We start from the raw sequence: 18,952 nt of genomic DNA on the forward strand, positions 1-18,952 counted from the left end.
CAGCCTACGTTGTGAGCGGGTCATACCCGGCATTCCCGGCCGCCGCCGGACCAGACCCGGACACGGGATACATTGACCTCGCCTGAAAGGAGAGCTTGTGATCTTCGTTGACCGTCCGGAGACGCTCGTCGTCGGCTTCGCCGTGCGGACGACCAACGCGGCGGAGGCGGACCCGGCCCGCGCCCAGTTGCCGGGCCTGTGGGCCCGCGCCGGTGCGCCCGGCGCCTTCGCGCACGTGCCCGGCCGGGTCGACGAGAACCTGTACGCGGTCCTGACGGACTACGAGAGCGACCACAACGGCGCCTACACCCAGATCGTCGGCGTGGCCGTGCGCACGGCCGCGCGGCTGCCCGAGGGCATGGTCGCCGTACGGGTGCCCGGCGTGCCCGCGCTGCTGTTCGAGGCGCGGGGGCCGATGCCGGGGGCGCTCACCGAGGCCTGGCAGCAGGTGTGGAAGCACGCGGAGTCGGGCCTCACCCCGGCCCGCGCCTTCACCACCGACCTGGAGATCCACCACCCCGGGGGCGTCGACCTCTTCGTGGCCACGCTCCCGTCGTTCGGGGATCCGACCGGGCCCATCCCGCCGGTTCAGGCCACGCCCGCCTGACCGCCGGTCCGGTCGTCGTCCAGGCCGTCGTCCAGGCCGTCGTCCATGCCGTCGTCGTCGGGCGGCGGGTCGGGCAGTCGCCACCCGGCGACCAGCAGCGGCAGCAGGATGTGCGTCCACAACAGGGCGAAGACGCCGAGGAAGACGGCCGCGCCGGGGATCTGGGCCTTCTCGCCCGCGTCCCAGGTCGCGACCACGACGAACACCGCCAGGCCGCCCAGGACGAGCCGCATCACCCTGTTCGCGTACGTGTGGGCCCGGAACCTTTCGCCGACCTGCCGCTCGTCGAGACGGCTCTCCGGCAGCGAGGCGAGCCCGCGGGTGGCGCTGTTGAGAGCGGTCACGACCGGGATGTAGATCGCCGCCATGACGACCAGCAGCACGAGGTTGACCCGGACGGCGGTGTCGCTCGGGGCGATCGCCCACGACACCGCCGCGTCCGCCCACAGCAGCAGCACGCTGGCGGCGCCCGCCACGACGAGCAGGCGCCGCCGCCGCCGGGTGCGGTGCAGCGCGGGAAGGTGTTCCTGCTCCATCGCCCGGGCGATGTGGTGGTCCCAGCGGTCGCGCAGGCTCATGACGCGCTCCCCAGCCTGGGAAACGGCTTGAGGGAGAAGACGACCTCCACCGGCACCTCGAAGAACTCCGCGATCCGCAGGGCCAGGTGGAGGCTGGGGCTGTACTCGCCGCGCTCCAGGTAGCCCACCGTCTGGTAGTGCACCCCGAGCGCGGCGGCCAGGTCCCGGCGCGAGACGCCGCGATCGGCCCTCAGCACCGCGATGCGGTTGAACACCGGCTCCTCGGCCACGTCTCACCTCCGTCGGGCCCACGGGACCGCTCACCTTCCGCGGACCCGGCGCAGCAACCAGGGGGCTAGAACCATACCGCCGACCGCCCACGCGCCCAGCACGGTGGCCGCCTGGCCCAGCCGCCACGCCTGCGCGACCTCGGTCGCGAGGACCGAGTCCGGCAGGAGCGCCGCGCGCAGCCCGAGCGCCTGCCAGTAGAGCGGGAACACCTCGGCGATGCGGCGCACGAGGTCGGGCAGCGTGTCCAGCGGCAGCATCACCCCGGAGACGACCATCAGGAGCATCGCCGGCAGGGCGAGCATGGCGCCCGCCTTCGGGCCGGGCAGCAGGCTGCCGATGACCGCGCCCACCGGCACGACGGCCAGCGTGCCGAGCACGACGACCCAGGCGAGGGTGAACCAGCGCGCGGGCGTCGCCGGCGCCGGGACCCCGGCGAGCGGGATCGCGAACGCCAGGACCAGGGTGATGTTGACGAGGATCGTCAGCAGCACCGTGGTGGCGCGGCCGACCAGGTAGACCCGGATGCCCCGGGGCAGCGTGCGCGCCCGCAGCAGCGTCCCCTCCTCCCGGTCCGCGGCGATCAGCATGGGCAGCGCCGTCAGCCCGGTCGTGAAGATCGCGAACGCGATGAAGCCCGGCGTCATGAACGTCCCCACGGTGACGGTCGTGCCCTCGACCGGTGTGTCGCCGATCCAGAGGATGAGCAGCCCGTAGGTGACGACGCTCCCCGCGACGGCGTTGAACAGCTCCTTGCGGTCGCTCCACTGGTTGAGCTGCTCGATCCAGCCTCGCCGCAGTCCCAGCATCGTCGCGTTCATCGGGTCCTCGCCTCCTCGATGAGGTCCAGGTAGCTCTCCTCCAGCGTCGGCCGCCGGATCTCCAGCCCGGGGACCGGGCCGCCGTACCGCTGGTGCAGTTCCCAGGCCACCCCGGACGGGTCGGCGGTCTCCAGTTCGCCCTCCGCCCAGCGCACCCGCGACGGCGCCTGCACGGCTCGCGCGAGCTCGGCCGGGCTGCCACAGGTGAGCACCCGCCCGGCCACCAGCACGGCGATCCGCCCGGACAGCCGTTCGGCCTCGGCCAGGTCGTGGGTGGTGAGCAGCACGGTCAGCCCCTCCTCGGCCGCCAGCCGCTCGATCAGCAGGTGGAACTCGCGCCGGGCCTCGGGATCGAACCCGGTCGTCGGCTCGTCCAGGAACAGCACCTCCGGCCGCCCGACGATGCCGAGCGCCACGTCGAGCCGCCGCCGCTGCCCCCCGGACAGCACGGCGGCCCGGACGCCCGCCGACTCGGTGAGGCCGAGCACGGCCAGCAGGTCGTCGACGTCGCGGGGGTCGTCGTAGTGCGCGGCGACGTGGCGAAGCAGGTCGCGCACCCGCCAGCGCGGGTGGTCGCGCCACGACTGGAGCACCACCCCGAGCCGCGCCCGCCAGGCGTCGCCGGCCCGCGCCGGGTTCTCCCCGAGCACGCTCACCTCGCCGGTCCAGCCGGTCCTGAACCCCTCCAGGATCTCGACGAGGGTGGTCTTGCCGGCGCCGTTGGGCCCGAGGAGCGTGAACACCTCGCCGCGCCGCAGGTCCAGGTCGACCCCCTCCAGCACCCGGACGGGCCCGTACGCCATGCGTAGCCCGCGTACGCGGATGACGACGTCGTCCATGCACCCTCCTATGCAGCAGCCTTACTCTCGAATGTAGTAGATGTACTACATTCGAGACAAGGGCTGCTGCATCAGAGGGCGTATCGGGTGATCGCTCAGGGCGTCCAGAGAGGCTCGGGGATCTCGAAGCCGACCGGCTCGCCCCAGCGGTTGCGGTAGGCGACCTCGTGGGCGGGCCGGCGCGGGGCCACCCCCCAGCGGCCGGTCGGGTAGCCGAAGGTGACCATGCACGCCACCTGCCAGCCCTTGCCCTCGGGCACGCCGAGGATCCGCATCGTCTCCGCGCCGTGGAACAGCCCCAGCACGGACGTCAGCGCGCTGCCCACGCCGAAGGCCCGGGCGGCGAGCTGGGCGCTCCAGACCGAGGGGTAGATGGAGCCGCCGCCGGGATCGTTGCGGGTGAAGGCGAACATGAGCAGGGGATAGGACTCGAAGTTGTCGGCCAGATGCTGGGCCGAGCGCAGCACGTTGAGCGTGCCGGCGTCGCCGGTCGCCTCGGCCCGCTCGCGCATCGGCTTGTAGTGCCCCTCGAACAGCCTGCCGAGCGCGTCCCGGTACAACGGCCCCAGCTGGGACTTGACCTCCGGGTCGTCCACCAGCAGGAACCGCCAGCCCTGGGTGTTGCCGGCGCTGGGGGCGCGGACCGCGGCGTCCAGGATGCGTTCCTGGACCTCCGCGGGGATCGGGTCGGGCTTGACCCGCCGCATGGCGCGGGTCGTGTAGAGGGCTTCGAAAACGTCCATGTGCGGGGGGTCTCCTCGTTTCTGTCGGCAGGGTGAAGCGGGGACGGTCAGGCCAGCACGCCGGCGGCGCGCAGGGCCTTCGCCTCGTCGTCGGGCAGTCCCCAGGAGCTCAGGTCCCGCAGCCGGGTGGCGGGGGACAGGTCGCCGCGCGGCGCGCCGAGCAGCCGGGGCGCGGGCGCCGCCTGCGGCAGCCCGCCGACCTCCACGAACGTGCCGCGCGCCCGGTTGTGCGGGTGCCGGGCGGCCTCGCGCGGGTCGAGCACCGGGGACACGCAGGCGTCGGAGCCGTCGAAGACCGCCTCCCACTCGGCCCGCGTACGGGACCGGAACGCCTCCGTCAGCCGCTCCCCGATGGCCGGCCAGTTCGCCCGGTCGTCGCGGTCGGGCATGTCGTCGATGCCCATCCGGGCGAGCATCTCCGCCCAGAACTGCGGCTCCAGCGCGCCCACGGCGAGAAAACCGCCGTCGGCCGTCTCGTAGGTGTCGTACATGGGGGCGCCGGTGTCGAGGAGGTTGGTGCCGCGCGGACCCCAGTGGCCGCCGTGCACCGCGCCGTAGAACATCGACAGCAGCAGCGCCGCGCCGTCGACCATCGCCGCGTCCACCACCCGGCCCCGGCCGGTGCGCTCCCGCTCCAGCAGGGCCAGCAGCACGCCGTAGGCCAGCATGAGCCCGCCACCGGCGAAGTCGCCCAGGATGTTGATCGGCGGGGTCGGCTTGCCGCCCTCGCGGCCCAGCATCGACAGGGCCCCCGCGATCGCGATGTAGTCGATGTCGTGCCCGGCCGTGGAGGCGAGCGGGCCGTCCTGGCCCCAGCCGGTCATCCGGCCGTAGACCAGCCGCTCGTTCACCGCGTGGAGGTCGGCGGGCCCGATCCCGAGCCGTTCGGCGACGCCGGGCCGGAACACCTCGATTACCACGTCGGCCCGCTCGGCCAGCCGCCTGAACGCGGCGACGCCCTCGGGCGACTTCAGGTCGAGGCCGATCGTGCGCTTGCCGCGGTCCATCACGTCGCGGCGCGGGGTGTCGCTCACGGCCTTCACGCGGTCGATCCGCAGCACCTCGGCGCCGTGGTCGGCGAGCATCATCCCGGCGAACGGCCCGGGCGCGAGACCGGCCAGCTCCAGCACGCGGACACCCGCCAGCGGTCCCCGCGACTCGTCCATCCGAATCCTCCTCAACGCGGCAGCACTCAACGCGACAGTAGAACATGTTTCTGGAGACGTGCGAGACTGCGCCCGTGACGTGGAATGTTCTCGCGCTGCCGCCGCTCCCCGAGGACGCGGTGCGCGGCCTGCTCGCCGATCTCGACGGGCGCGCCGAGGTGCGCGTCCCCGCCCGCCACGACCGCGAATCGCTGCTGGAGGCCCTGCCGGACGCCGAGATCGTCGTCGGCGACTGGAGCGGCGCCCTGGCGCTCGACGCGCGGGCCGTACGGCTGGCGCCGCGCCTGGCGTTCGTGCAGCAGCCGTCCGTCGGCGTGGACGGGCACGACCTGGAGGCGCTGGCCCGGGCCGGGGTGCCCCTCGCGAACACCGCCGGGGTGAACGCCGCCGCGGTCGCCGAATGGTGCCTGGCCGCCGCGCTGGCGCTGCTGCGCCATCTCGCGGACGGCGACAGGGACATGCGGGCGGGGGAGTGGCCGCAGTTCGCCTACCAGCGCCGCGAGCTCGCCGGATGCCGCGTGGGAGTGGCCGGTTTCGGGCCTATCGGCGCGGCCTGCGCCCGCCTGTTCGGCGCGCTCGGCTGCCGGGTCTCCTACTGGTCGCGCACGCCCAAGCCAGAGTCGTACGGCGCGGCCTACCTGGACCTCGACGCGCTGGCCGCGGGCAGCGACGTGCTGGTCCTAGCCGTGCCGCTCGCGCCGGAGACCCGCGGGCTGATCGACGCCGCCAGGATCGGGCGCATGCCCAGGGAATCGGTGCTGGTCAACGCGGCCCGCGGCGGGGTGGTGGACCAGGCGGCGCTGCTGGCCGCGCTGGAGTCCGGCCACCTCGCGGGCGCGGCGCTCGACGTGTACGACAGCGAGCCCCCGCCGCCGGACGACCCGCTGCGCTCCTGCCCGCGGGTCCTGCTGTCGCCGCACGCGGCCGGGGTCACGCCCGAGGCGACGACGCGGCTGATCCGGTGCGTGCTGGACAATCTCGCCGCGGCGATGGAGGGCCGTCCCGTCGTCAACGTGGTCAACGGCGCCGACCCGCTCGTCCGCCGGCGTCCGCCCACGTCCTGACGGTTTCCACAGTTACACCAGGGGCGGCGGAGGCGATGAAAAGAGGCGAGATACGATCTACGCCGGTGGGCCGCCGTGAGAACAACCGGATAGTTTTCGCGGGCGTAACGTGTCTACTCTGGTCTGCGTTCCCCTCCGGGGATAGCGTGCCAAGAAGGCGATCTCTACGATCCATGGGGGTGGTGTCATGCCAGAGCGCACGGCCAGTATGACCGCCCATAGCAAGGCCGTCGAGCAGATCAGGGACTCCTACGCCGCCATTCCCGCGGACGCGGCTCCCCGGCTGGCCAAGGCGACGACGAACCTGTTCCGCTTCCGTACGCCGGCGAAGACGGCATCGCTGTCCGCCCGCGATCTGGACCAGGTCATCCAGGTGGACCCGGCGACCATGACGGCCGAGGTCCAGGGCATGACCACGTACGAGAACCTCGTGGACGCGACGCTGCCGTACGGGCTCATGCCGTACGTCGTGCCGCAGCTCAAGACGATCACGCTGGGCGGCGCGGTCACCGGCCTCGGCATCGAGTCGACGAGCTTCAAGGACGGCCTGCCGCACGAGTCGGTCGAGGAGCTGGAGATCCTCACCGGCGACGGGCGGATCGTGGTGGCCCGGGCCGACAACGAGCACGCGGACCTGTTCCGGGCGTTCCCCAACTCCTACGGCACGCTCGGCTACGCCCTGCGGATCCGCATCAAGCTGGCCCGGGTGAAGCCGTACGTCAAGCTGACGCACATCCGCTTCAGCGACGCCGACAAGTGCATGCTCGCCATGCAGGAGATCTGCGAGAGCCGCGAGCACGACGGCGAGCAGGTCGACTTCGTCGACGGCACGTTCTTCGGCCCGGACGAGCTGTACATCACGGTGGGCTCGTTCTCCGACCGGGCGCCCTACACGTCCGACTACACCGGCATGCGGATCTACTACCAGTCGATCCGCAGCCGCGTGCGCGACTGGCTGACCGTGCGCGACTACCTGTGGCGCTGGGACACCGACTGGTTCTGGTGCTCGCGCGCCTTCGGCGTGCAGCAGCCGCTGGTCCGCTCGCTCCTGCCGCGCCGCTACCTGCGCTCGGACGTCTACCGCAAGCTCGTCGGCCTCGACCAGAGGTACGGCGTGACCGCCCGCGTCGACCGCTGGCGGAACAACCCGGTGCACGAGTCGGTGATCCAGGACGTCGAGGTGCCGGTCGAGCGCGGCGCCGAGTTCCTGGAGGTCTTCCACGACAGGGTCGGCATGACCCCGGTGTGGATGTGCCCGCTCAAGGCGACCGGCCAGTGGTCGCTCTACCCCCTGGAGCCCGGCCGTCTGTACGTGAACTTCGGCTTCTGGGGCATGGTGCCGCTGCCGCGCGGTCAGTACGACGGGTACCACAACCGGCTGATCGAGCGGGCGGTGCACTCGCTCGACGGCCACAAGTCGCTGTACTCCACCTCTTTCTACGAGCGTGAGGAGTTCTGGCGGCTCTACAACGGTGACGCCTACTGGCCGGTCAAACGCGCCTACGACCCGGGCGGCCGGCTTCTTGACCTCTATGACAAGTGCGTCAGGGGCAGGTAGGCGTCGAAACGTCGGGAGAGGTGCAATGACTCTTGCGGAGATCTTTGAGAAGATCGTCGGTCCTGACGCAGGCGTCGAATTCGTCGCCTACGACGGCAGCAAGGCCGGATCTTCGGGCGCGGACGTCCGCATCGAGGTGAAGTCGCCGGCGGCGGTGGCCTACCTCGCGCAGGCGCCGGGGGAACTCGGCCTCGCCCGCGCGTACATCTCCGGGCACATCGATGTGCACGGTGACATGTACACCCTGCTCGACCGGATGTGGTCGCTGACGCTCAACGACCTGCCGCTGAGCGAGAAGATCGCCGCGGTCCGCTCGCTCGGGATCAAGCCGCTGCTGATGCGCGTTCCGCCGCCGCCGCAGGAGGCGCGGCAGAGCACCCTGGCCAAGCTGGGCAGCAGGCACGCCAAGCAGCGCGACGCCGAGGTGATCCATCACCACTACGACGTCTCCAACCGCTTCTACGAGTGGGTGCTCGGCCCCTCCATGGCGTACACGTGCGCGGTCTTCCCCCGGCCGGACGCGACGCTGGAGGAGGCGCAGTACACGAAGTTCGACCTGGTCGCCAAGAAGCTCGATCTCAAGCCCGGCATGCGCCTGCTCGACGTGGGCTGCGGCTGGGGCGGCATGGTCATGCACGCGGCCAAGGAGTACGGCGTCAAGGGCCTCGGCGTCACGCTGTCGCGCCAGCAGGCCGAGTGGGCGCAGAAGGCCATCGCGGAGGCCGGGCTGTCGGAGCTCGCCGAGGTCCGTCACATGGACTACCGCGACGTCGCCGAAACCGGTTTCGACCGGGTCAGCTCGATCGGCCTCACCGAGCACATCGGCAAGGACAACCTGCCGTCCTACTTCTCCTTCCTGTACGGCAAGCTCAAGCCGGGCGGGCGCCTGCTCAACCACTGCATCACCCGTCCGACCAGCACGGAGAAGACCCTGAACAAGGGCGGCTTCATCAACCGCTACGTCTTCCCGGACGGCGAGCTGGAGTCGGTGGGCCACCTCATCCGCCAGATGGAGGACACCGGGTTCGAGGTCCGCCACGAGGAGAACCTGCGCGAGCACTACGCGCTGACGCTGCGCGAATGGTGCAAGAACCTCGACGCCCACTGGGACGAGGCGGTCGAGGAGGTCGGCCAGGGCACCGCCCGGGTCTGGCGCCTCTACATGGCCGGCTGCGTCGTCGGGTTCGAGCGCAACAAGGTGCAGCTGCACCAGGTGCTCGGCGTCCGGCTCGACGAGGGACGGTCGCACGTCGCGCTGCGCCCGTCCCTCGACTGGCCGTAGAGCACTACCGCAGCTCGCGCTTGAGGATCTTGCCGGTGGCGGTCATCGGCAGGGACTCGCGGAACTCCACGATCCGCGGGTACTTGTAGGCCGCCATCGTCTCCTTGCACCAGGCCACCAGTTCCTCCTCGGTGGTCGTGGCGCCGGGCTTGCGGATCACGTACGCCTTGATCTCCTCGCCGTGGGAGTCGTGGGGCACCCCGACGACCGCGGCGAGCGAGACGGCCGGGTGGGTCATGAGGACCTCCTCGATCTCCCGGGGGTACACGTTGAACCCACCTCGGATGATCATGTCCTTGGCCCGGTCGACGATGAAGTAGTAGCCGTCCTCGTCGCGGCGGGCCACGTCGCCGGTGCGGAACCAGCCGTCCTTCATCACCTCGGCGGTCGCCTCGGGCCGGTTGTAGTAGCCCTTCATGATGTTGTGCCCGCGGATGGCGATCTCGCCGACGTCGTCGGCCGTGTTCCAGCCGGCGTCGACCAGCTTCATCTCCACGCCCCAGACCGGGGTGCCGATCGAGCCGGCTTTGGCGGGCCTGCCGGGCTGGTTGAACGACGCCACCGGCGAGGTCTCCGACAGGCCGTAGCCCTCCAGGATGTCCACGCCGAACGCCGCGTTGAAGTCCTTGAGCACCTCCACCGGCAGTGCGGCGCCGCCGGAGACCGCCGTGACCAGCGACGACGGCACCTCGGCCGCCCCGGTCTGCACGGCGGTGAGCATCGCCCAGTACATCGTCGGCACTCCGGCGAACAGCGTGACCTCCTCCCGCTTCATCAGCGCGAGGGCCTCGGCCGGCTCGAAGCGAGGCATCAGCACGAGCGTGCCGCGGCGCCGGAAGCCGGCGTTCAGCAACACGGTCTGGCCGAAGGAGTGGAAGAGCGGCAGCGTGACGAGATAGGTGTTCCGGGGCTGCCGGGGGAACATCTCGTCGCTGACGACGGCGTTCATGACCATGTTCTGGTGGGTGAGTTCGGCGCCCTTCGGCTGACCGGTGGTGCCGCTGGTGTAGAGGATCACCGCCGTGTCCTCGGCCGAGGTCTGCACGGTCTCGAACTCGCCGGACATCCCGTCGAGGGCGGCCCAGAGCGTCTCGCCCAGCTCGGACTCGGTCGCGAACGGCGTGGCCGGCAGCACGAAGAAGTGCTCGGTGACCTCGGTCTCGGCGAAACCGGCCCGGCCCCGCTCACCCAGCGGCAGCTCCGGCGAGCCCTCGAAGCAGAAGAAGGCCTTGGCGTCGGAGTCGTTCAGGTGATAGGCGATCTCCCTGGTCTGCAGCAGCACGTTCAGCGGGACGACGGTCGCGCCCGCCTTGAGGATCCCGAAGTAGACGAACGGGAAGTACGGCAGGTTGGGGCAGGCCAGCGCCACCTTGTCGCCCCTGCCGATGCCGCGCGAGACGAGCAGGTTGGCGACCTGGTTGGCGATGGTGTTTACGAGTGAGTACGGCAGGCGGAGGTCTCCGAAGACGACCGCTGTGGCGTCGGGGGTGTCTCGTGCGGTGTCGTCCAGCACGACGGCCAGGTTGAGCATCTGCCGCTCCCTCTTCTGTCGGACCCTCGGTCCATACCAACCGGTAGGTACCTCAGCGTAACGGCTCGGAGGGGCGTATTTTGGGGGGCCGGTTACCCGGATCGCTCCGGTCCTCAATGAGCGTACTCGTCGCGGCGCCGCAGCATTGCCGCCAGCATCAGCGGGAACATCGCGACGTGGGCCGCGACCATCAGTGCCATGCCGTCGATCAGGCCCAGCCACAGCAGCGGGAACAGCGGCACGACCGGGGCGAACATCGCGCCGCACATCTCCAGAGTCGGGGCCCAGGCATGGCCGCGCACGCGCATCCAGGCTGCCATGCCGGCCGACATGTCGAACGCCATCAGCAGATAGGCGATCTCGGGATCGCGTGCGTACGAGGGATCGATCCCCAGGGCGGACCACAGCAGGCCGAGCGCGGCCATCCCGGCGAACATGGCGACGACCATCTCGAGATAGTGGAGGGCGAATCGGCCCCATCGCCGCGCGGCGTGCCTTTCGGGCGTCGTGTGCGTCATGGCCCCAACTGTCCGGGCGGCTCCGGGACGCGCCAAGGAGAGAGACGGGGACAGGTCCGAAATCTTGGGCTCCCGGTCCGTCCGGCCTACAGTCGTGTCATGACCCAGCGGCGCATGGTCGTGGTCGGATATCACGCGGCGGAGCTCGTCGACATCGCCTGCGTGACCTCGGCACTGATAATGGCGAACGCCCACGGCGCGTCCCCGTGCTACGACGTGTGCCTGGCCACCCCGTCGGGCCTGCCCGTCACCTGCGGCAGCGGTCTGACGCTGCAGGGGCAGCAGGCGCTCGAACGCCTCACCGGGCCGCTGGACACGCTCCTCGTCTCGGGCGGGATCGGGCACGAGGACGCGGCCGCCAACCGGGTGATCGTCAGCCATGTGCGGCGGCTGGCACGGGAGAGCCGCCGCGTCGCGTCGGTGTGCACGGGCGCGGCGGTGCTGGCCGCCGCCGGTCTGCTCGACGGGCGGCGCGCCACCACGCACTGGCAGTTCGCGCACACGCTCGCCGCGCGCCATCCGGAGGTCGCCGTCGACGCCCGTCCGATCTTCATCCGCGACGGCAACGTCACCACGGCCGCCGGCGTCACCAGCGCGCTGGACGTCACCCTCGCCTTCATCGAGGAGGACAACGGCCCCGCCCTCGCCAGGCAGGTGGCCCGCAACCTGGTGACCTACCTGCAACGACCCGGCAACCAGGCGCAGATGAGCATGTTCACCGAGGGCCCGCCGCCCGGCGACGGCCTGGTCAAGCGCGTCGTCGACCACGTCACCGGCCATCCGGACGCGGACCTGTCCACCACCGCTCTGGCGGCCGGCGCGGGCGTGAGCGAGCGCCACCTGACCCGGTTGTTCCTCAAGCACATGGGGCAGACGCCGGGCCGGTTCGTCCGCCGGGCCCGCACCGAGGCCGCCGCCCACCTGCTCGCGTCCACCTCGCTGCCGATGGGCGCCGTCGCGGCCCGCTGCGGCTTCGGGACGGCCGAGGCCCTCCGCCAGGCCTTCGTCGACCTGTACGGCATCCCGCCCTCGCGCTACCGCCTGACCCAGGCCACCGCGCTGCCGTCCTCCTTCGGCGACGATCCGCCTTCCCGGCCCGATCAGGCCCCTGTGGCTGAGCCGGGGAGTGTGGCAGACTGACGACCGAATATGGTTCTAGTCACTCGGAAGGGGCCGGCCTCTCCATGACGACTCAGCCGACGGAGCCCGCGGAGCCCGCGCCCATCACCTCGGCCGCGGACATCGACCTGAACGACTGGAACTTCTGGGGCCGCCCCGACGCGGAGCGGGAACACGCGTTCCGGCTGCTGCGTGACCTGGACAAGCCCGCCTTCTTCCCCGAGCCGGAGTTCGGCTTCGCGGCCGCCACCGGGCCGGGTTATCACGCGCTCGTCCGGCACGCCGACATCCTGGAGGCCAGCCGCAACCCGGAGGTCTTCTGCTCCGGGGACGGCGGGGCCACCAACATCCCGGACCTGCCGGCGGAGTTCGCCGAGTACTTCGGCTCGATGATCAACATGGACGACCCGCGTCACGCGCGGCTGCGGCGGATCGTCTCACGTGCCTTCACGCCGAGGATGATCAAACAGTTCGAGTCCGACGTGGACGCCGCCGCCACGCGCATCGTCGATGAGTTGCTGGAGACCGGCCCGGGCTGCGACTTCGTCACCGAGGTGGCCGCGAAGCTGCCGTTGAAGATCATCTGCGACATGATGGGCATCCCGGAGAAGGACTACCGGTTCGTCTTCGACCGCTCGAACATCGTCCTCGGCGCCACCGACCCCGAGTACGTCAGCGACCGCGAGGACATCGCCCACGCGCTGCTCACCGCGGGGATGGAGCTGCAGCAGCTCGTCCAGGACCTGGCCGCGCTGCGGATGGAGACGCCCACCGACGACCTCACCTCGTCCCTGGTCAACGCCAACATCGACGGGGAGCGGCTGACCGCCCAGGAGCTCGGCTCGTTCTTCATCCTGCTCGTCGTGGCCGGCAACGAGACCACCCGCAACGCCATCTCGCACGGCATGCGCCTGCTCACCCTCAACCCCGATCAGCGGCGGCTGTGGCTGGAGGACTTCGAGGGCCGGGCGCCGCGCGCGATCGAGGAGATCGTCCGGCTGGCCGCGCCGGTCAACTACATGCGCCGCAAGGTCACCCGCGACCACGAGATGAACGGCAACCTCTACCGCGAGGGCGAGAAGGTCCTGCTGTACTACTGGGCCGCCAACCGCGACGAGCGGGTGTTCGACGACCCCCTGCGCTTCGACATTCGGCGCGACCCCAACCCGCACGTCGGCTTCGGCGGCCCGGGTCCCCACTTCTGTCTCGGCGCGCACCTGGCCCGCCGCGAGATCACCGTGATGTTCCGCGAGCTGATGCGGCGGATCCCCCAGATCGAAACGGGTGAGCCGGAGCGCCTGTTGTCCAGCTTCATCAACGGCATCAAGCACATGACCTGCGACTTCTGACCGAGGCGGTGCTCGCATGGCCACCGTGGACACCGTACGCGGCCCCGTCGACGTGGACGACCTCGGCGAGACGCTGATGCACGAGCACGTCTTCGTGCTGGCGACCGAGCATATGGACAACTACGGCCGGGGTGCGTGGTGGGACGAGGAGACCCGGGTCGCCGACGCGATCGCCACGCTCCGGTCGCTGGTGGCCAAGGGGGTCACGACGATCGTCGACCCCACCGTCTGGGGACTGGGCCGCTACATCCCCCGGGTGCGGCGGATCGCCGCCGAGGTGCCGGGACTCAACATCATCGTGGCCACCGGCCTGTACATGTTCGAGAGCGTGCCGCACCAGTACGAGTTGCGCGGGCCGGGCCTGGTCATGGACATGCCCGAGCCGATGGTGGACGACTTCGTCCGGGACATCACCGAGGGGATCGCCGACACCGGGGTGAAGGCGGCCTTCCTCAAGTGCGTGGTCGAGCAGCAGGGGCTCACCCCCGGCGTCGAGCGGATCTGCCGGGCCGTGGCGCGGACCCATCAGCGCACCGGCGCGCCCATCACCGTGCACACCAACGCCGCGGCCCGCAGCGGCCTCGCCGCGCTCGACCTCTTCGTCGCGGAGGGCGTGGACCCGCGGGCGATCGTGATCGGCCACGCCGGGGACTCCAACGACCTCGACTACCTCATGCGCCTGGCCGACACCGGCGCGATCCTGGGCATGGACCGCTTCGGCCTGGACCTCTACAACCCCACGGCCGCGCGCGTGGAGACGATCGCGGCGCTGTGCGAACGCGGCTACGCCGACCGCATGGTGCTGAGCCACGACGCGGCGTGCTTCATGGACTACTTCGGCGGGGCGTGGGACCAGGTCATGCAGGTCACGCCGAACTGGCGGTACGACCACATCCACGACGACGTGCTGCCGGCCCTGCGCGAGCGAGGGGTGGGCGACCACCAGATCCGGCAGATGCTGGTGGACACCCCCCGCCGCTACTTCAGCCGATCGGCTTGATCGACCGGAAGACCGTGTTGACGTCGGGGAGCAGATCGTCCTTGAGCTGCGGCACGGCCATGTAGACGATCGTGGGCAGGTCGGCGCCGGTGTTCACGGCCGCGATCACGACCGTGGTGGTCGCGCCGTCGGCGGTCACCTTGTACGCGGCCGTCAGGCCGGTGAGGCCGTTGCGGGCCAGACGCTGCTGGGCGACCTTGGTGACCTTGTTGTCCTTGGGGAACTGGGTCTGCCGCGCCCGGAACATCACCGCGCTCACGACCGGGCCCAGGTTGTCGGGCGTCGTGTACTTCACGGCGAGGGACTGGGCCAACCGGCCCGACATGACCAGGGCGAACTCCCGCTTGCCCTTGGTGGTCATGCCTGCGGGCACGTACTGCCTGCTGGTGAAGCCGTACGTCGCCTTGATCTGAGCCGGGTCGGCGTCCGCCTGCCAGGGGCCGCCGAGCCGGGGCAGCGTGATCCGGGCGGCGGTGTCGGTGACCACGCCGTTCACGGGGGAGGCCGTGCCCTTGTAGACGGGCAGCCGCGGGACCTGCGCCTGCGGCTTGGCCGTGGCGGCGGATTTGGCGGGGGCGGGCTTCGCGGACGTCGCCGCCTCGGCCGTGTCGCCGGAGCTGAGCGGCCCGGCGGCGAAGGCCCACACGAGCACCCCGACGAGCGCGGCGACGACCGAGGCCACCAGCGCGTACAGCCAGACCGGCCGGCCGGGCTCCTCCTCCTCGTACTCGTCGATGGCCCGGTAGTTCTCCCCGAACACCGTGTTCCACAGCTCCTGCTGCCGGTGCGCGGGAGGCGTCTTCGGCCCGCTGATCTGTCCCGCCGTCACGAACGGCCGGTACGGATCCTCCGGCTGCGGCGGGGGAGGAGGGGCGGTGGAGACGGGCGCCGCGGAGACGGGCGGGGTGGAGACGGGCGGGGCGGACTCGGCGAACGCGCGGACCGAGGGAGTGAACGGCGTGGAGGGCTGCGCGCGGTCCTGACCGCCCGGGAACGTCACCCCGTGGGGGCCCGCCTGACCCCGGTCGTGACCGTGACCGTTGCCGTGCCCGTTGCCGTGACCGTGGTTTCGACCGTGGTTCTGCCCGGGGCTCTGAAGGTGGTTCTGATCGTGGCTCTGCGCGGGGCCCGGCATGCCGTACGCGGGCGCGGGGCCGCCGAAGGCCGCGGGGCCGCCGGGCTGGGCGGGGTTGCCGAAAGCCGCGGGTGCGCCGGGCTGCGGGTGCCCACCGGGCTGCGGGTGCGCGCCGGCCTGCGGGTGGCCTGCGAAGGACTCGGGGCCGCCGAAGGAAGGAGCGGGCCGGGGCGCGTCGGGCTCACCGAAGGCGGGGACGGGCTGCCGGGGAGTCGCGCCGGGAAGCGAGCCCGCCATGGTCGCGGTGGCGTCCGGCGACTGCTGCGGCGCCCCCTCGACGAAGGACCGGACGGTGGGGGTGAAGGAGGAGGGCGGAGGCATCTCGGGCCACGCCGGCGGGATCTCCGGCCAGGCCGGTTCCCGCTGGTGTTCGCTGCGGTCCGTGGGCACGGTACCTCCCGAGATCATGCCCGAATTGGGGGTGCCTGGCATGATCTCATGCGCGCCGGGGGCTGCCGCAGCGAAACCGCGGAATGCCTCGCGGAACTGCTCACCCGTGGGGTCGGTGGGCGGGTCCTGCATCGGCAAATCCGCGGGCGGATATGAGTTGGCCACGGCAGCACAGTAAGGGAATGGACATAAGAGCCCACAACGGAACTATCACCATCGGATATCACACTTTGACAGACGAGGTCAGCGAGCGAGCGCCGCGACCGACGAGATCAGCCCGGACGGAGGCGAAGGCCGCAGCGAGGGGCACACGAGCGATCGGCGACTCACTTGCGGTCTGCGCTACGCTTGACACGCGTGCCGCACCCTGCTGCGCAGGCAGCCGCCTCACACCGGGCGTGTGAGAGCGCGGGCCGCCCTCCCCTCCCGGGTCGGACAGTCGCGTCAGACAGTCGGGTCGGAGAGGGCCGGAGCGGTAAGGGGAGTGCGACGGGGTTCCGCCCCGGACGCGCCTTCATCTGTGTGATTCCAGCCGCCTGGCGAGGAGTGGAAGTGGACGAGCCGGTGTACGACCCGCAGGCGCTGCAGGCCAAGTGGCTGCCGCGGTGGGAGGAGCTGAACCCCTTCGCGGCGGTCGAGGACCTCGCGGACACCAGGCCGCGCAAGTACATGCTCGACATGTTCCCCTACCCCTCCGGCGACCTCCACATGGGGCACGGCGAGGTCTTCGCGATCGGCGACGTCGTCGCGCGTTACTGGTGCCAGAAGGGCTACAACGTCCTGCACCCGATCGGGTGGGACTCCTTCGGCCTGCCCGCGGAGAACGCGGCCATCAAGCGCAACGCGCACCCCGCCGAGTGGACGTACACCAACATCGACACCCAGGCGAACTCGTTCAAGCGGTACGCCATCTCCTTCGACTGGTCGCGGCGCCTGCACACCAGCGACCCGGAGTACTTCCACTGGAACCAGTGGCTGTTCACCCGCTTCTACGAGCGGGGCCTGGCCTACCGCAAGGGCGGCCTGGTCAACTGGTGCCCGCAGGACCAGACCGTGCTCGCCAACGAGCAGGTCGTGGCGGGCAAGTGCGAGCGCTGCGGCGCCGACGTCGTCCGCCGCGAGCTGACCCAGTGGTACTTCAAGATCACTGACTACGCCGACCGGCTGCTCGACGACATGGCGCAGATCGAGGGCGGCTGGCCCGAGCGCATCCTCACCATGCAGCGCAACTGGATCGGCCGCTCCACCGGAGCCGACGTCCAGTTCCGCATCGAGGGCCGCGACGAGCCGGTCACCGTCTACACCACCCGCCCCGACACGTTGTACGGCGCGACGTTCTTCGTCGTGGCGGCCGACGCCCCGCTGGCGGAGGAGATCGTCGCCCCCGAGCAGGCGGAGGCGCTGGCCGCCTACCGCGCCGAGGTCGCCAAGCTCTCCGACATCGAGCGGCTGTCCACGGAGAAGGAGAAGACCGGCGTCTTCCTGGGCACGTACGCGATCAACCCGGTCAACGGGGAACGCATCCCGGTCTGGGCGGCCGACTACGTGCTGTCCGACTACGGCCATGGCGCGATCATGGCGGTGCCCGCGCACGACCAGCGCGACCTCGACTTCGCGCGGAAGTTCGGCCTGCCGGTGAAGGTCGTCGTGCACACCGGCCTGGCCGACCCGGGCGAGACCGGCGTCGCCACCCCCGGCGAGGGCACGCTGGTCAACTCCGGCCCGCTGGACGGGCTGACCAAGACCGAGGCGATCCAGAAGATCATCGAGGTGCTGGAGGAGCGGGGCACCGGCAAGGCCGCGGTGAACTACCGGCTGCGCGACTGGCTGCTGTCGCGGCAGCGGTTCTGGGGCACCCCGATCCCGATCATCCACTGCATGGACTGCGGCGAGGTCCCGGTGCCGGACGACCAGCTCCCGGTCACGCTGCCCGACCTGCGCGGCGCGGCCCTGCAGCCGAAGGGCGTCTCGCCGCTGGCCTCGGCCACCGAGTGGGTCAATGTCGCGTGCCCCAAGTGCGGCGGCCCCGCCCAGCGGGACACCGACACGATGGACACCTTCGTCGACTCGTCGTGGTACTTCCTGCGCTACTGCGACCCGCACTACACCGACGGGCCGTTCGACGTCGAGAAGGTCCGCACGTGGGGCCCGATCGACCAGTACGTCGGCGGCGTCGAGCACGCGGTGCTCCACCTGCTGTACTCGCGGTTCTTCACCAAGGTCCTGCACGACATGGGCCTGGTGAGCTTCACCGAGCCGTTCCTGCGCCTGCTCAACCAGGGTCAGGTCATCAACCGGGGCAAGGCGATGTCGAAGTCGCTGGGCAACGGCGTGGACCTGGGCCAGCAGATCGACGCCTTCGGCGTGGACGCCGTCCGGCTGACGATGATCTTCGCCGGGCCGCCGGAGGACGACATCGACTGGGCCGACGTCTCGCCGGCCGCGTCGCAGAAGTTCCTGGCCCGCGCGTTCCGCGTGATGGCCGAGGCCGGTGCGGCGTCCGCTCCGGGGGCCGACCTGTCCGGCGGCGACGTCGAACTGCGCAAGGTCACCCACCGGACCATCGACGAGGTGACCAAGCTCGTCGAGAGCCACCGGTTCAACGTCGCGGTGGCCCGCATGATGGAGCTGACCTCGGCCGCCCGCCGGGCGATCGACGCCGGTCCCGGCGCGGCCGACCCGGCCGTCCGCGAGGCCGCCGAGACCCTGGCGATCATGCTGTCGCTGGTCGCGCCGTACGCCGCGGAGGAGGGCTGGGAACGGCTCGGGCACGCGCCGTCGGTCGCGAAGGCCGGCTGGCCCGTGGCCGACCCGGCGCTGCTGGTCCAGGAGTCGGTCACGGCCGTGGTCCAGGTGGCGGGCAAGCTCCGCGACCGGCTGGAGGTCTCCCCGGACATCACCGAGGCCGACCTGCAGGCGCTGGCCCTGGCGTCGGACAAGGTCCGGCCCTACCTGGACGGCGAGCCGCGCAAGGTGATCGTGCGGGCGCCGAAGCTCGTCAACATCGTCCCGTAACGGGTGACC

General features: G+C 71.1%; 17 protein-coding genes. 8 read left to right on the top strand and 9 right to left on the bottom strand.

The features are described 5' to 3' along the window. Positions 1 to 97 precede the first annotated feature (97 nt). Positions 98 to 607 carry a GyrI-like domain-containing protein gene (locus ACWEQG_RS30905; RefSeq protein WP_452290100.1) on the top strand — a complete coding sequence of 170 codons (510 nt, stop codon included), beginning with the start codon at positions 98 to 100 and terminating at the stop codon, positions 605 to 607. Here the strand turns inward: ACWEQG_RS30905 and ACWEQG_RS30910 are convergent. The 6 genes from ACWEQG_RS30910 to ACWEQG_RS30935 all read right to left on the bottom strand — a co-directional run bounded on the left by ACWEQG_RS30910 (position 589) and on the right by ACWEQG_RS30935 (position 4,982). Next, complete coding sequence (locus ACWEQG_RS30910; protein ID WP_452290102.1) at positions 589 to 1,185, bottom strand: hypothetical protein; 597 nt, start codon at positions 1,183 to 1,185, stop codon at positions 589 to 591. The two genes, ACWEQG_RS30905 and ACWEQG_RS30910, sit on opposite strands and share 19 nt — an antisense overlap. Further along, complete coding sequence (locus tag ACWEQG_RS30915; protein WP_183544114.1) at positions 1,182 to 1,415, bottom strand: helix-turn-helix transcriptional regulator; 234 nt, start codon at positions 1,413 to 1,415, stop codon at positions 1,182 to 1,184. The genes ACWEQG_RS30910 and ACWEQG_RS30915 overlap by 4 nt, the downstream gene beginning before the upstream one ends. Positions 1,416 to 1,445: 30 nt before the next feature. Next, on the bottom strand, positions 1,446 to 2,234 hold the full coding sequence (locus ACWEQG_RS30920; protein WP_452290104.1) for an ABC transporter permease: 789 nt from the start codon (positions 2,232 to 2,234) through the stop codon (positions 1,446 to 1,448). After that, the gene (locus tag ACWEQG_RS30925) at positions 2,231 to 3,073 is read right to left on the bottom strand and encodes an ABC transporter ATP-binding protein (RefSeq protein WP_452290106.1); all 843 of its coding nucleotides are present in this window, start codon (positions 3,071 to 3,073) and stop codon (positions 2,231 to 2,233) included. Before ACWEQG_RS30925 ends, ACWEQG_RS30920 begins: the two co-directional genes overlap by 4 nt. Positions 3,074 to 3,168: 95 nt before the next feature. Then, the gene (locus tag ACWEQG_RS30930) at positions 3,169 to 3,816 is read right to left on the bottom strand and encodes a nitroreductase family protein (protein ID WP_452290108.1); all 648 of its coding nucleotides are present in this window, start codon (positions 3,814 to 3,816) and stop codon (positions 3,169 to 3,171) included. A gap of 47 nt (positions 3,817 to 3,863) precedes the next feature. Next, positions 3,864 to 4,982 (bottom strand): CaiB/BaiF CoA transferase family protein, encoded by a 1,119-nt coding sequence (locus tag ACWEQG_RS30935; RefSeq protein WP_452290110.1) that lies wholly within the window; start codon positions 4,980 to 4,982, stop codon positions 3,864 to 3,866. Positions 4,983 to 5,056: 74 nt separating this feature from the next. On the opposite strand from ACWEQG_RS30935, the gene ACWEQG_RS30940 reads away from it, so the two are divergent. The 3 genes from ACWEQG_RS30940 to ACWEQG_RS30950 all read left to right on the top strand — a co-directional run bounded on the left by ACWEQG_RS30940 (position 5,057) and on the right by ACWEQG_RS30950 (position 8,886). Then, positions 5,057 to 6,046: an NAD(P)-dependent oxidoreductase gene (locus tag ACWEQG_RS30940; protein ID WP_452290112.1), complete on the top strand. Its 990-nt coding sequence runs from the start codon at positions 5,057 to 5,059 to the stop codon at positions 6,044 to 6,046. A 187-nt stretch (positions 6,047 to 6,233) separates the two neighbouring features. Then, positions 6,234 to 7,604: an FAD-binding oxidoreductase gene (locus ACWEQG_RS30945; protein ID WP_363461099.1), complete on the top strand. Its 1,371-nt coding sequence runs from the start codon at positions 6,234 to 6,236 to the stop codon at positions 7,602 to 7,604. 25 nt (positions 7,605 to 7,629) lie between these two features. Continuing rightward, complete coding sequence (locus ACWEQG_RS30950) at positions 7,630 to 8,886, top strand: class I SAM-dependent methyltransferase (RefSeq protein WP_363461101.1); 1,257 nt, start codon at positions 7,630 to 7,632, stop codon at positions 8,884 to 8,886. A gap of 4 nt (positions 8,887 to 8,890) precedes the next feature. Here the strand turns inward: ACWEQG_RS30950 and ACWEQG_RS30955 are convergent, their stop codons facing one another. Together ACWEQG_RS30955 and ACWEQG_RS30960 are read right to left on the bottom strand one after the other, a co-directional pair. Next, positions 8,891 to 10,417 carry a long-chain-fatty-acid--CoA ligase gene (locus ACWEQG_RS30955; protein WP_452290114.1) on the bottom strand — a complete coding sequence of 509 codons (1,527 nt, stop codon included), beginning with the start codon at positions 10,415 to 10,417 and terminating at the stop codon, positions 8,891 to 8,893. Positions 10,418 to 10,530: 113 nt separating this feature from the next. Then, complete coding sequence (locus ACWEQG_RS30960) at positions 10,531 to 10,935, bottom strand: hypothetical protein (protein WP_452290116.1); 405 nt, start codon at positions 10,933 to 10,935, stop codon at positions 10,531 to 10,533. A 99-nt stretch (positions 10,936 to 11,034) separates the two neighbouring features. On the opposite strand from ACWEQG_RS30960, the gene ACWEQG_RS30965 reads away from it, so the two are divergent. From ACWEQG_RS30965 to ACWEQG_RS30975, 3 genes are read left to right on the top strand one after another with little or no spacing between them, the layout of a single operon-like run. After that, positions 11,035 to 12,075 carry a GlxA family transcriptional regulator gene (locus tag ACWEQG_RS30965; protein WP_452290118.1) on the top strand — a complete coding sequence of 347 codons (1,041 nt, stop codon included), beginning with the start codon at positions 11,035 to 11,037 and terminating at the stop codon, positions 12,073 to 12,075. A 44-nt stretch (positions 12,076 to 12,119) separates the two neighbouring features. Further along, positions 12,120 to 13,403, top strand: a complete 1,284-nt coding sequence (locus ACWEQG_RS30970; protein WP_452290120.1) for a cytochrome P450 — start codon at positions 12,120 to 12,122, stop codon at positions 13,401 to 13,403. Positions 13,404 to 13,419: 16 nt separating this feature from the next. Beyond that, positions 13,420 to 14,403, top strand: a complete 984-nt coding sequence (locus tag ACWEQG_RS30975; RefSeq protein WP_452290122.1) for a phosphotriesterase family protein — start codon at positions 13,420 to 13,422, stop codon at positions 14,401 to 14,403. On the opposite strand, the gene ACWEQG_RS30980 is transcribed toward ACWEQG_RS30975, so the two are convergent. Then, on the bottom strand, positions 14,387 to 15,928 hold the full coding sequence (locus tag ACWEQG_RS30980) for a hypothetical protein (RefSeq protein ID WP_452290124.1): 1,542 nt from the start codon (positions 15,926 to 15,928) through the stop codon (positions 14,387 to 14,389). The two genes, ACWEQG_RS30975 and ACWEQG_RS30980, sit on opposite strands and share 17 nt — an antisense overlap. Before the next feature lie 552 nt (positions 15,929 to 16,480). On the opposite strand from ACWEQG_RS30980, the gene leuS reads away from it, so the two are divergent. After that, entirely contained in the window at positions 16,481 to 18,943 is a 2,463-nt protein-coding gene (gene leuS / locus ACWEQG_RS30985; protein ID WP_452290126.1) for a leucine--tRNA ligase, read from the top strand. Positions 18,944 to 18,952: the final 9 nt, after the last annotated feature.

Source organism: Microbispora sp. NPDC004025, assembly GCF_053604425.1.